The 13,843-nt window shown below is 56.6% G+C and carries 8 protein-coding genes; 6 read left to right on the forward strand and 2 right to left on the reverse strand.

Annotation, left to right across the window (positions count from 1 at the left end):
* The 4 genes from brxC to brxL all read left to right on the forward strand — a co-directional run.
* A partial coding sequence (brxC, locus tag VMU57_RS10585; protein WP_325383191.1) for a BREX system P-loop protein BrxC occupies positions 1-3,385 on the forward strand: 3,385 nt, incomplete at its 5' end.
* 45 nt (positions 3,386-3,430) lie between these two features.
* Positions 3,431-6,973 (forward strand): BREX-1 system adenine-specific DNA-methyltransferase PglX, encoded by a 3,543-nt coding sequence (gene pglX / locus VMU57_RS10590; RefSeq protein WP_325383192.1) that lies wholly within the window; start codon positions 3,431-3,433, stop codon positions 6,971-6,973.
* Complete coding sequence (gene pglZ / locus VMU57_RS10595; protein WP_325383193.1) at positions 6,966-9,584, forward strand: BREX-1 system phosphatase PglZ type A; 2,619 nt, start codon at positions 6,966-6,968, stop codon at positions 9,582-9,584. Before pglX ends, pglZ begins: the two co-directional genes overlap by 8 nt.
* 8 nt (positions 9,585-9,592) lie before the next feature.
* Positions 9,593-11,650: a protease Lon-related BREX system protein BrxL gene (brxL, locus tag VMU57_RS10600; RefSeq protein WP_325383195.1), complete on the forward strand. Its 2,058-nt coding sequence runs from the start codon at positions 9,593-9,595 to the stop codon at positions 11,648-11,650.
* A 94-nt stretch (positions 11,651-11,744) separates the two neighbouring features.
* Here the strand turns inward: brxL and VMU57_RS10605 are convergent, their stop codons facing one another.
* A complete protein-coding gene (locus VMU57_RS10605; protein ID WP_325383197.1) occupies positions 11,745-12,275 on the reverse strand; it encodes an ImmA/IrrE family metallo-endopeptidase in 531 nt (176 codons plus the stop codon).
* Positions 12,262-12,606: a helix-turn-helix transcriptional regulator gene (locus VMU57_RS10610; RefSeq protein WP_325383199.1), complete on the reverse strand. Its 345-nt coding sequence runs from the start codon at positions 12,604-12,606 to the stop codon at positions 12,262-12,264. Before VMU57_RS10610 ends, VMU57_RS10605 begins: the two co-directional genes overlap by 14 nt.
* A 160-nt stretch (positions 12,607-12,766) precedes the next feature.
* Between VMU57_RS10610 and VMU57_RS10615 the strand changes: the two genes are divergently transcribed.
* On the forward strand, positions 12,767-13,030 hold the full coding sequence (locus tag VMU57_RS10615) for a multiubiquitin domain-containing protein (RefSeq protein WP_325383201.1): 264 nt from the start codon (positions 12,767-12,769) through the stop codon (positions 13,028-13,030).
* Positions 13,008-13,415, forward strand: a complete 408-nt coding sequence (locus VMU57_RS10620; protein WP_325383203.1) for an E2/UBC family protein — start codon at positions 13,008-13,010, stop codon at positions 13,413-13,415. Before VMU57_RS10615 ends, VMU57_RS10620 begins: the two co-directional genes overlap by 23 nt.
* Positions 13,416-13,843 lie beyond the last annotated feature (428 nt).

Consider the following 13,843-nt stretch of genomic DNA (forward strand, 5'->3'; position numbering starts at 1 on the left):
CTTCGGTTCGGGCAAGTCACACTTCATCAAGATCCTCTCGTATCTACTGTCCAACCTAGAGGCCAAGCACCCGGGTGATGGTGAACGCAGGCGTGCCGTTCAGTTCTTTGAGTCCAAGATCAAGGACCCCATGCTTCTCGGCGACGTGCGCCGTGCCGTGGCGGCCAAGACCGACGTGATTCTTTTTAACATAGACTCAAAGGCGGATGCCAAGAGCGACCGCGACGCGATCCTGCAAGTCTTCCTGCGAGTGTTCAACGAAATGCAAGGCCTTTCGGGCGATGCACCACACGTGGCCAACATGGAGCGCCATCTCATCGCAAAAGGCAGCTACGATGTCTTCAAGGACGCGTTCAAGGCTTCCAATGGCAAAGACTGGGAAGCCGAGCGTGACGCCGTAGATTTTCTGCGCGATGACGTGATCGTCGGTCTGAGCAAGGCGCTGAAGATGTCGGTGGAGTCAGCGGGCAAGTGGTTCGACGAGGCTCGCGAGGCCTACCGAATCAACATCGAAGGCTTCGCGGAGCTCGTTCGTACCTACCTCGATTCAGAGGGTCCCGGTCATCGGATCGTCTTCCTGATCGATGAAGTGGGCCAGTTTATCGGCAAGAACGCCCAGTTGATGTTGAACTTGCAGACCATCACCGAGGAACTCGGCACGCTGTGCAAGGGTCGGGCCTGGGTCATTGTCACCAGCCAGGAAGACATCGATGCCACGCTTGGCGAGGCGAATCAAGCGCGTACCAACGATTTTTCCAAGATCACCGCCCGCTTTCACACCCGCCTGTCGCTGTCCAGTTCCAACACTGACGAAGTGATCGCGCAGCGCCTACTCGAAAAGACGCCCGCCGCGAAGGCGGAACTCATAGCCGTCTGGAAGACCAAAGGCGACATCATCAACAACCAGCTTTCGTTCGGTGACCACGCCATCGCGTTCCGGCGATTCAAGGACGCCGAAGACTACGCGGCGCACTATCCGTTCGCTCCGTACCAGTTCCAATTGCTGCAAAAGGTCTTCGAGTCGATCCGCAAGGTCGGGGCCACCGGACGCCACCTGGCGCGCGGCGAGCGCTCAATGCTCGACGCCTTTCAGACCGCAGCCGTCAGCAATGGCGATAGGGGTATTGATGCGTTTGTGCCTCTGTACGACTTCTATCCGTCCATCGAGAGCTTCCTCGACTCATCTGTCAAACGGGCCATCGATCAAGCGGGCGAGAACCCAGCATTGGACCACTGGGACATCAAGCTGCTGCGTGCGCTGTTCCTTATCCGCTATGCGGACGCGATCAAAGCAACGGTGGATAACCTCGCTACCCTGTGCGTTGACCGCGTCGATGCCGACAAGTTGGCGCTGAAGCGCCAGATCCAAGAGAGCCTGGCACGCCTCGAGCGCCAAAACCTGGTCGGCCGTAACGGCGATCTTTGGTTTTTCCTGACCAATGAAGAACGCGATGTCTCGCAAGAGATCAAGTCGGTCGATGTATCTTCGGCGGAAATCTCGCGCCTTGTATCCGAATTGATCTTCGACGAAGTGCTACGCGGTCAGACCAAGGTGCGTCACCGCGACACCAAGAGCGACTACGAATTCAACCGTTTGCTGGACGGAGCCCCGTGGAGGCAGGCCAACCAGCAGCTCACGTTTGAGGTGCTGTCGCCCGTCGGTTCAGACTACGAGCTGATGTCCGAGGCAAAGTGCATCGGCCGCAGCGTTGAGAGTGCTGGTCGGGCAATCATGCGCATGGCTAATGATTCACGCATAGACGTGGAGCTGCGAACGTACTTGCAGATCGAAAAGTATATTGGGCCCAAGGCAGACACGGCCACCCCGTCGCTTAAGCGCATCCTGTACGATCGCAAGGACGAAAACCGTGAGCGTCGCGGGCGCATTATTAGCCGACTTTCCGATCTTATGAGCGGCGGTGATTTCTACGCCTTGGGCCAGAAGCTCACTCTCAAGCCAATAGGACCACTGGTGTTGCTAGACGAGTTGCTGAACTACCTCGTCTCCAATACTTACAGCAAGCTTGGCTATATTAAGGTTCGCCAGGCCGACCCCGCTGCCGAGATCCGCGCTGTACTCGCAGCGGACACGAATAGTCAACACAGCATGGCTCTCGGTGGCGAGGAAGGTAACGCGTTGGCCATCGACGAGATGCGCCAGCACCTGACGTTCGTAGCGAGCAAAAGCCGCGTATTACTGTCAGACGTGGTAGACCGTTTTTCCGGAGCTCCGTGGGGATGGCGCCCGGAACTGGAAACCGTCTTGCTAATTGCGCGCCTGTTCATGGCCGGCGAAATCAAGTTGGTAATGGAAGGATCAGATCTCGACCCCAAGACAGCAGCCGACCCGCTGACCAAGGCGGTCCGCTTCAAGCAGGTCTCCATCCTGAAACGCAAGACGGCTGATTCCACGACGCGCGCGAAAGCCCGCGATCTGCATCGCGAGATTTTCGCGCTGCTGCCGCCTGACGACGAAGATGGGTTGGTCGCCGCTTACCGCGGCAACCTCGGTGAGCGTAAGGTCGAACTTGATCGGGCGAAGGTCAAAGCCGAACAGAAGCATTATCCCGGCGCTGCCGAAATCGCAAAGGCGTTGGCCGCGATCGAACGACAGTTGGCCATCCGCGACCCTTACGAATTTCTTGACGCGATGCTTGCCGCCCGCGACGATTGGCTGGACCTGGCTGAAGACACGCACGACGTTTTGAGCTTCTATAAGACCCAGGCACCCGTGTGGGCCCGCATGCTCGATGGCCTTGCTAGCTTTGCCGACAACCAAGAGGCTTTGGCCAAAGAGGCTGGCTCTGCTACGGCATTGAGCGAGCTGGAAGGTATTCGATCCAACCCGTCCCCGTACAGCCAAGTCAATCGTATTGACGCGTTGCTCTTCGCAGTTGAGAAGGTCAATGAGGCGCTGGCTAGCGAGCGACGCGGAAAAGCGTTGCTGTCCATCGACGCGAAGATCAAGGAAGCCAATCAGGCGCTCGATGTTGCCCACGCCGAAGCGGACTTACGCAATGCGGCCCTGAAACCGATGCAGGATCTCAAGACCCAGCTGGCGGGGCTGGTGAGCATTCCCCGAATCCTTTTTCTCCAGGGCAGGGGCGGAGAGTTGCTCGATGAGGCGATGGACAGGATCGCGGCCGCGACCAAGGCGAAAGCGACGGTCAAGCCACCGCTAACTGCGGGAAGCGACGGTTCGGCCCCTGTGACGCCACTTTCGCCGACTGAAACAGCGGCGAAACCAATCCGGGTAGTGCGGCCGGCCGATCTCAATAGCAAGTCCTACCTGGAAACGGAGCTTGAGGTCGAAGACTATGTGAAGAAGCTAAAAGCCGAGCTGCTTGGCGTCATCGCTTCCGGCCACCGCGCCCGTATCCAATAACCAGAACAAATGTTACGTCGTTCGACTATGCATAAATGACGATGTATGAATAAAGCCAATCTCAAGTCTTACGCTCCAAAAGCGCGACTAGACTTCATCGCCGCCGTCACGGCCCGGGCCAACATTCTCGGCATATCCGCCAATGGCGCGTCGCCTGCGGACGCGCGCGGCGATATAGTCATCATCGACGGGCGAGAATGGCCGGCAAAGGTGTCCGCGCAGCGTGATGAGTTGATCGCGCGCATCCAGCGCCGAGGTTTTGAGCAGACCATGGAAGAGGTGGCATATACCTGGTTCAACCGCATTGCTGCACTTCGATTCATGGAGATTCACGAATACCTGGACCATGGATGGCGGGTGCTGTCCAGCCGCGATGGGGGAATGCCCGAGATCATTCGCCACGCGAGCGAGCTATCGCTGCCGGGGTTGAATGCTGCCCGGGCAAGAGAGATGCAGCTGGCCGGCGACCAAGATAATGAGCTCTACAAGCTGCTGCTGGTCGCCCAGTGCAATGAGCTTTCACGATCGATGCCGTTTCTTTTTGAGCATATTGATGACAAGACCGAGCTGCTGTTGCCCGAGTACCTGCTGCGCACGGATTCCATTGTGGCCAAGCTGGTAGCAGCTGTGCCCGAGGAGGACTGGCAGCAAATCGAAGTAATCGGCTGGCTTTACCAGTTTTACATCAGCGAGAAGAAGGACCAAGTAATCGGCAAAGTGGTGAGGAGCGAGGACATCCCTGCCGCGACGCAGCTGTTCACTCCCAACTGGATCGTGCAGTATCTCGTGCAGAATAGTGTCGGCCGCCTATGGTTAATGGCTAACCCGGGCAGCTCACTCGCCACCCAGTGGCCGTTTTACATCCAGCCGACGGAGCAGACGTCGGCAGTACAGGTTCAGGTCGATCGGCTTATCCAAAGCCGAATTCACGAGGACGGCGAGGCGCTGAACCCAGAGACGATAACCGTACTGGATCCCGCTTGTGGCAGTGGACACATATTAGTTGTGGCCTACGACGTGCTTAAGGTGATTTACCTGGAACGCGGCTACCAACCCCGCGCCATTCCGCGGTTGATCCTGGAGAAGAACCTCTACGGTCTGGACATCGATGATCGTGCCGCCCAGCTTGCCGCCTTCGCCTTGCTGATGAAAGCGCGCGCCGACGACCGCCGTCTGCTTAGTGATACACCTAAAATCAATGTGCTGAGCTTGCAGGAAAGCAAGGGTTTGGACGCGGACGAACTGTTCACCCACCTGGCGCCTTTCGGAATGAATCGAGCGCCGCTCAAGTCGTTGCTCGACGTATTCGAATGCGCCAAGACTCTTGGCTCGCTGATTGAAATGCCGACAGATCTCAACTCGCATCTCGCGGCGATGATGGAGGTGCTCGAGCAAGGCTTCCGGGAGGGAGATCTATACGCGCGGCAGGCGGTTAGGGATTTATGCCCACTATTGCTACAGGCCCGAGTTCTTGGAGCGCGATTTGATGCGGTGGTGGCGAACCCCCCATATATGGGCGCCAAGGGAATGGAGCCTGCCCTAAAGAAATACGCAATCAATTTCTTTGCAGCCAGCAAGTCTGATCTATTTGCAATGTTTATTGAACGAGGCTTCAACGCTTGTAAATCGAGTGGCTTCAACAGTATGGTCACAATGCAAAGCTGGATGTTTTTACCATCCTACGAGTTGCTGCGATCAGAGCTTCTCGCCAAACATGCCCTAATATCGCTCATTCATCTGCCATACGAAGGCAAGAGCCCAACTGCGATGGGAATCAATTTTGGGATTTCGATCTTTACATTCCTAAACTATTCGCTACTCGCAATTAAGAGTCCTATTGGAGTTGTAAGATATTTTGATTTGACGAGTGAAGGTGTTCCATTAGATTTTGCCTGCGCAATTAAAAGGGGTCACTCGATTCAGCCGACTGCCTTAAGGAGGCTTCCCGGCTCGCCTATCTTGCCTGCGGCAACCGAGGCGGTATTTCAGGCGTACGACGACATGAGTCGAGTGTCCGCCTATGGTGTGACTGGATCTGGTTTGCAGACGAGCGATAACAATCGGTTTCTCCGTCTATGGTTTGAAATCGACGTGAAAAAATTCGGGGTTAACTATGGTAACCGCGAGGACGCGAAGGCATCGGGAATGAAGTGGTTCCCTCATAAAAAGGGAGGGCCCTATAGAAAATGGTACGGTAACGATGAGTTTGTAGTGAATTGGGAAGATGATGGGCAAGAGTTGTTTGCCTTCGCCACGAAGCTCTATGGCTCGCCGACGCGAATAATAAAGAATGTCGAAAAATATTTTAGAGAGGGTATTACATGGTCCCACACAACAAGCTCGTATTTTAGTGCGCGAGTATTGGAAAGAGGATTCATATTCAACGTTGAGGCGCCTTCTCTGTTTGATGTGGACCTGGAATTGTTTCTCGCTTTTCTTTGCTCCAACACATGCGAATATCTAATTGGTATGATGAACCCGACCATGCACTTTGTTTCTAATAGCGTGGGCAATTTGCCTTTTGATTGTGCTCGTGTCACCCGCGATGCTGCCGCCATCAGGGAACTGTCTCGTGAGGCTGTTGCTATCGCTCGGTCGGACTGGAACGCTCACGAAGTGGCATGGAATTTTGATGGCCCATTATTAATCTCAAATCGAACCGATACCCTAATTGCGGAGTCTTGGAGACTCTTTCAGCAACGCAGTGTCGATTCAGCAAACAGATTGAAGGCCCTGGAGGAGCAAAACAACGCGTATTTTATCAATCTCTACGGGCTTGGCCGGGAATTGCAACCTGGCGTTCCCATCGAGCGCATAACGCTAACCTTGGCCGATCGCGAGAGGGACTGCCAGCGCCTGATTTCCTACGCCATAGGTTGCATGATGGGTCGCTATAGCCTAGACGAGCCCGGTTTGATCTACGCGCACGCCGGCAGCGTTGGATTCGATGCAGGCCGATATGTTCGTTTCCCTGCCGATGCCGACGGGATAGTGCCACTCACTGACCAACGCTGGTTCGAGGACGACGCTGCTGGCCGGGTGCCGGAGTTCCTGCGTGCCGTCTGGGGGGGCGAGGCTCTGGATGCAAACTTACGTTGGCTTGCCGACAGTCTTGTTCCCAGGGGAAGTGAGACACCTGACGAAACTTTGCGCCGCTATTTGTCTGAAAGATTCTTTAAGGACCACTTGCAGACTTATAAGAAGCGACCCATCTATTGGCTGTTCTCCAGCGGCAAGCAAGGGGCCTTCCAAGCCCTGGTCTATCTGCACCGATATCATGAGGGTACGCTCGGTCGGCTGCGTGCGGAATACGTTGTTCCGCTGGTCGCCAAGGTAGTCGCTCGATTGGAAATTCTGGAGAGGGACGCTGGCACCGCTTCATCCGCCGCCGCTCGGACCAAGATTCAGAAGCACATCGAGTTGCTGCGCAAGAAGCAGATCGAGTTGCTGGCCTATGATGAGAAGCTCCGTCATTACGCTGACATGAGGATCGTGTTGGATCTGGACGACGGGGTTAAGATTAACTACGGCAAATTCGGCGAGCTACTCGCCGAATCGAAAGCAGTCACCGGCGGCAGCGATGACTAATTCACCGACCTTCCTTGGGGCGCTCACACGCCTGTTTCAAGAAGGCTACTCGTTGGTTTTCTGGAACGACGCCGATGGAGAGTTCGCTACGCAGGTTGACGGCATCGACATCGCCGGCGTCGAGATACTTCGACTCGACCGTACGCCTACATTGCAAGCCAAGATTTGGATCGAACGCAAGCCCGGAGTTCGCTGGCTGATCTATGCGCCATTCGATGAGCCCCAGCCTATTCATGACTGGCTGCTCGACGCCCGCTTGCGCGGCAGGCCCTTCAGCGCCGACACGGCCTCGATGCAAATCGAAGAGCTGGGGCTGACCACCCGCGCGCTTCGTGACCACCTCAAGGAGAGGGCCAAGTTTCTTCGTGCACGCGACCGCCTCGAGCGCTTAAAGCGCTGGGTTCAGCCAACAGACACGGCCGAGGATTTGGACCGCAAGATGCTCGCGGCGGTCGCTCGGGCGGAGACAGCCGACCCATCCGCTATTTTCCTTAAAGTGTTCGGTGCATTGGCGGCCGAGGGTGGCGACATGGGTGCGCGCACCAAGGCGCTCGATGAGATGTCCATGTATGGCCTCGAGGGCGCATTCTGGGCCTTAGTTGACCGTGAGTTCGGTTATAGGGAAACAGGAGGTGACCCTCCGACACTGCGCGCATTGCTCTACCGCATTTTCGCTACGGACTTCTGCAATGGGATCCGAAGCACACCTGCATCGCTTGGCCCCTTCGTGATCGATGCGCGAGCCAAAGCCGCCCACGCCTCCGTCTTTGCCAGCCGCTGGCGTACTGACATGGCCAACTACTCCAGCTATGACGTTCTTTCGAGCCAGGTGGGTGAGGAACTAAAGGTGTCGAGCATCCTGGACCCGATGCAGGCCGAAGGGCTTGTCGATGCGATGACCTTCGAGGCAATCGAGAAGCGGGTGATCGGAGACCTCAAGACTCGCATCATCGCGGGGGGTGGCGCTAATATGGACTCGGCGCGCGAGATCATCGCCCGCCGCAGGGACGGGCACTGGGCTAACCCTTTGCTAGCCGGCGCCAACGACTCCACCCGCGCCTTGACAGCCAGCTACGACGCGCTGGAGGCTTCTGCCGGGTTCTTCGAGCTGCAGGTCAAGCATGGGCAGGGGTTCAGCTTTCCCAATGCCAGCGCGGCGTTCGAGGCATATCGGTCAGAGCTTCACCACTTTGACCAGCTCTACCGCTGGTTCATGCGGGCCACTGAAGCGGTCGAGCCCATGGGTTGGTCGCTGCTGCACGAGCTGCGGGACCGCATGGAAGACGCCTATTCGGGTTGGTTCATTGGCCAGCTCGCGTCCGCTTGGGGCGCCGTCTTGGAAGGCGCCACTGGCTTGCTATCGACTTGGAAGTTGGGCGGCGTCACCAACCAACAGGATTTCTATACCCGGCATGTTGCCGCGGCCTTGGATGGTGGCGCCAAGCGCGTATTCGTTGTCATTTCCGATGCGTTTCGCTACGAGGCCGCCGCCGAACTGGTCGGCGAACTCAATACGCGAAGCCGTGTCAAAGCGCGACTCGACGCCATGTTGGGCGTGCTGCCAAGCTACACCGCGCTGGGCATGGCCGGCCTGCTGCCGCACCAGCAGCTGGCCTACAAGGGTAATGCGGGACTTGACCTAACAGTGGACGGGCAACCCTCATCGACTTTGGAGCAGCGGTCGGCGATCCTGGCCGCGCACGATGGTGTTGCCATCGGCCGCGACGCGCTGATGGAGAAGGGGAAGGAGAAGGGCCGCGAGTTCGTCAAGCCGCACAGGGTGGTCTACATCTATCACGACCTGATCGACATGATCGGCGACAAACGGGGATCCGAGACCAAGACGTTCGAGGCGACCGCCCAGGCTATCAAAGAGCTTTCAGAGTTGGTCGGCTTCATAGTAAACACCCTAAACGGTTCGACGATCTTCGTTACCGCCGACCATGGTTTTATGTACCAAGAGTCGGCGCTCGACGAAGCCGACCGCCACAGTGTGGAAGAAGGCATGCCAGGAGTGTTGAAATCCAAGAAGCGCTACATCCTCGGCCGCGGGATGTGGCCCATGCAGAACGCGTGGACTGGCAACACGGCGACCACGGCAGGTACCGATGCCGGCACGGGCAGCATCGATTTTCTAATACCAAAGGGTGCAGGGCGGTTCCACTTCGTCGGCGGCGCCCGCTTCGTGCATGGCAGCGCAATGCCACAAGAAATCGTGGTGCCCGTGATTGTCGTCAAGGAAAGCGAATCCGAGAAGGCGAAGACCAAGGTGGTCGAGGTGAGCCTACTGGGGTCGAGCAACAAGGTGGTGACGAACAAACAGCGCTTCGAGTTCATCCAGACTGAAGCGGTGTCAGAGCGCGTGCTACCCGTGACTCTGCTATTCACGATCCGCGACGGCGACAAGCCGATTAGCGACGAGCTGGCGGTAACGTTCGATAGCGCATCGCCGATGCTCGACGAGCGAAAGCGGTCGCTGATGCTCACGCTAGCTGGTGGCACCTACGACCGCAGTAAGGACTATTTTTTGGTCGCCCGCGACGCGAAGACCAAGGCCGAGGCCTGGCGAGCGAGGTTGCGCATTGATCTCGCATTCAGTAACGACTTCTAGGGACCGCCATGACTGATGAGACTGCACCGGCACAAGCCGCCACAATCGACACTGGGCTGGACGATCTGCTCAACGAGCGCTTTGCCGGCCGCGTAGTGCGCAAGGATTTGACGAAGCTGATCAAGGAGGGCGCCAACGTCCCGGTCTACGTCCTTGAGTACCTCTTGGGCATGTACTGCGCATCTGACGACGCGGAGACGATTCGCGTCGGATTGGAAACCGTCAAGGGTATCTTGTCGGAGAACTACGTGCGGCCCGACGAGGCCGAAAAGGTGAAGAGCAAGATCCGTGAGCAAGGTTCATTCAAGGTGATCGACAAGATTACCGTCAAGCTGAACGAAACCCGCGACGCCTACGAGGCGCTGTTGTCCAACCTGGGCATCAAGAACGCGGAGGTGTCTGACTCCTACGTGCGCCAGTTCGAGAAGCTGCTGGTCGGCGGCATCTGGTGCATCGTGACGCTTCAATACCGCTTCGAAGAAAACCAGCGTACGTCACCGTTTGTAGTTTCCGATCTGAAACCCATCCAGATGCCTAACCTTGACATGGAGCAGCTCTTCGCGGGAAGAAAGGGCTTCACTGAGGAGCAGTGGATCAATGCGCTGTTGCGCTCGACCGGCATGGAGCCCACTTGCTTCAAAGAGCGTGTGAAATGGCACTTGCTGGCGCGGATGATCCCGCTCGTAGAGAACAACTACAACCTCTGCGAGCTGGGCCCGCGCGGTACGGGCAAGAGCCACATTTATAAGGAGATTAGCCCAAACTCCATTCTGGTCTCGGGCGGCCAGACCACTGTGGCCAACCTCTTCTATAACATGAGCGCCCGCAAGGTCGGCCTCGTCGGCCTATGGGACGTAGTTGCCTTCGACGAAGTGGCCGGCATCAACTTCAAAGACCAGGACGGCGTTCAGATCATGAAGGACTACATGGCTTCGGGTTCCTTCAGCCGCGGCCGCGAGTCCATCAATGCGAGCGCGGCAATGGTCTTCGTGGGTAACCTCCCGCAGGGGCAATCGGTCGAATCGCTTGTGAAGACCAGCCACCTGTTTGCTCCGTTTCCGGATGTCATGATCGACTCAGCTTTTTTCGATCGCTTCCACGCTTACGTGCCCGGCTGGGAGATCCCGAAGATGCGGCCCGAGTTCTTCACCGACCAGTACGGGCTGATCGTTGACTACCTCGCCGAATGGGCGCGCGAAATGCGCAAGCGCAGCTTTGCCGACGCAATCGATAAGTATTTCAAGCTAGGGAACAACCTCAACCAGCGCGATACGATCGCGGTGCGGCACACGGTGTCCGGCCTCCTCAAGCTCATCTGCCCCGACGCTAGCTACTCTAAAGAGACGGTTCGCAAATGTCTGGAATATGCACTGGAGGTGCGCCGTCGTGTGAAAGAACAGCTCAAAAAGATCGGTGGCATGGAGTTCTGGGATGTGCATTTCTCCTACATCGACCTGGAAAACTTGCAGGAGCGATTTATCTCCGTGCCCGAGCAGGGTGGCGGGGGACTGATCCCCGAGGGTCGGCTCAATCCCGGCGTGCTGCACACCATCACCTTGGGCGAGGGCGGCATGCCCGGTGTGTATCGCATGGAGATTCAGGCGATGGCGGGCGGCGGCAAGCTGTCGGTGTCGGGCTCTCTCTCACGCGAGCCAGTGCGAGTGGCGTTCGATTACTTCAAAGCCAATGCGACACGCGTTAGTGCTTCGATTCATCCAACTGAACGCGACTTTCATCTGCATCTTGTCGAGCTACAAAACGCAGGCGCGCCTGATGCGCTGACGCTTGCCAGCTTCATAGTGCTGTGCTCCGCCGCACTGGGCAAGTCGGTGCAGAGCCAGTTGGTCGTGATGGGGGACATGACGCTGGGCGGTACGATCGCCCAGGCACGCAATTTGTCGGAGAGCCTGCAGGTCGCGTTCGATGCCGGCGCAAAAAGGATACTGCTGCCGATGTCGAGCGTGACTGATATTCCGTCGGTACCGGGGGAGTTGTTCGCCAAATTCCAAACAAGTTTCTACGCGGATCCGGTGGATGCCGTTTTCAAAGCGCTCGGAGTCGAGTAATGCGTGAGCGGCCAAAACCGGTCAACGAACAAGTGACGACAAAGCGATCGTTCGGCGAAGCGTCGCCGGATGGCGCCAAATTACAGACGTTCCCTTACTGCGGAATGAACATGCCCAGATTGGTTAAGCGATACTCCATCGCTTGTGGACTAACCTGAAATTCGATCGCCAAGTCATCAACTATTTGAGTTGATGAAATGTCTGCACTCTTTTCCTGGCGGCGGTGTATGGCCTCTAAGACAAGCGGCTCTGGCATCAAAAGTTCTGCAGCAAATCGGTTAGCATCGATTTCCTGACGATCCACAGCTCGTGAAGACTTCGTATCGCGTTTCACGACAGTCTGGTCAACAAAAATTTCCCCCTTATGTTGCAGAACGAGATGTCCGATCTCGTGCGCGATGGTGAAACGTTGGCGTGTCTGCGGATGAGAGGAATTGACCCCAATGACCGTACGCGTCCTTTCCTTGATGAGAACGCCGGACAGGTCCTCTTTGAACGCCTCGTACGTCACGATCGCTCCAACATTTGCGGCGATCGCCTGAACGTCTATCGGCGCATGCGACAAGCCAAATTTTCTCAGAACCCCCAGTGCTGCACTCTTTACAGGATCCTTACTCGGTGCCACTGGTTTCTCCTATCTGTCTTGTTTTAGATATGACTCGCCTAATCCAGTCTTTTCCCTCTTCATGAAGCGCCACATTGTCAAGCTTCTTCTCAAGCTCGGAGTCTCCTTTCACGAGAATTTGGCTTGCGGGAAGAAGGTCGCCGGGAGTAGTGCCGACAGCTCCCGCAAGTTCGTAGAGAATATGCAACGAGACATGCTGCCGACCTTGCTCGATGTTGGTGATCGAGGTCCTAGACATACCGACGCGTTTGGCAACATTGTCTTGTGACAGGCCAGCCTGCTTACGACGCGCACGTAATGCTCGGCCGAATTCTCGATAGAGTTGCTCCACGAGTCAGCAGGGTACACCGTGTATCCAAGAATGTCAATATTGCTGACATGTCAATATACAAAACATCAATAGATGGAGATGTGTGGTAGGTTGACTCTCTAGGCAGATCGAGATAATCTCCACATTCGTCAGACCAGTGTGGCGGGACGATGGAGGCAGCATGGACAAGAAGGGCTTCGAACTATTTATCGATGGCGACAAGTACCGTTGGGAACAAGACACGATCACGGGCGCGCAACTCCGCGTGCTGGGTGCAATCCCCGAAGGTGTCGAGATTTTCCTCCAGGTCCCAGGCAAGCCAGATGAGCCGATCACGGACACCACGTCGGTAAATCTGGAGGAGCATCACGGTCCAGCGCGATTTTCCACTCAATCGCCAGGGTCTCAGGCGGGTGATCCCGATGCCCCTTCTCTTCGAGTCTGACTACGTAAAGCTCAACGAGCGAAACTTGACCTACGAAGAGAGCGAAACCGATCGGTTCTTCGTATTCACTCACTACGTACTAGCAAGCGGGATCTACAACCAGCCTGCGTGCGACGTTCTGGTTGTAATTCCGCCCAACTACAATCAAAGCGGCAACGACATGTTCTGGACCTACCCCCATCTGCGTCGAGTGAGTGGTGTACCCATTCCCGCCGCCAACAATCCTGGGGGTGGAGACAACCGAGTCTGGAACGGCCGCGAATATTGCCGGTGGTCGCGCCATTGGAATCCGCCAAGCAAAGGTGTCTGGCGACCGGGCCGTGACGACATTATCTCCATTTACCGCCGAATTGACTGGGCGCTTACTAACCCGGACGCGCAATGACGCAACCGCGGATCACAATGCTAGGTTCACAAGAGAAAAGGCTGGCAGCTTTTCTCGATGCGCATCCGCTGGGGCATGAACGAGGAGCAATCGTACTATTCCGGCGACTTCACTGGTCCGCCTCGGGAATTTGCGACTCGGACCGGTATCTCGCGGTGGACGTCATCCCTTTCGAAGACCATTGGGTCACGAGCAGTTCCCCCTCGCACGTCGCGTTCGAACTGAAGCATTTTCGAGAGCTATTCCGACGCTGCGACGAGGAGTCACTTGTCTTTGGATTTGCCCATAACCATCCGGGTGGTCCCGCAAACTTCTCTGACGTTGACGACGCAAACGAGGAAACGCTGCTCACCGCCATCAAGAACCGAAATGGGTCGCAAGTCCATTTTGTAGCTTTGCTGCGGTCGCAGGGCGTCTGGAAGGCTAGA

This window comes from Edaphobacter sp., assembly GCF_035532915.1.
Classification (GTDB): Bacteria; Acidobacteriota; Terriglobia; order Terriglobales; family Acidobacteriaceae; genus Edaphobacter.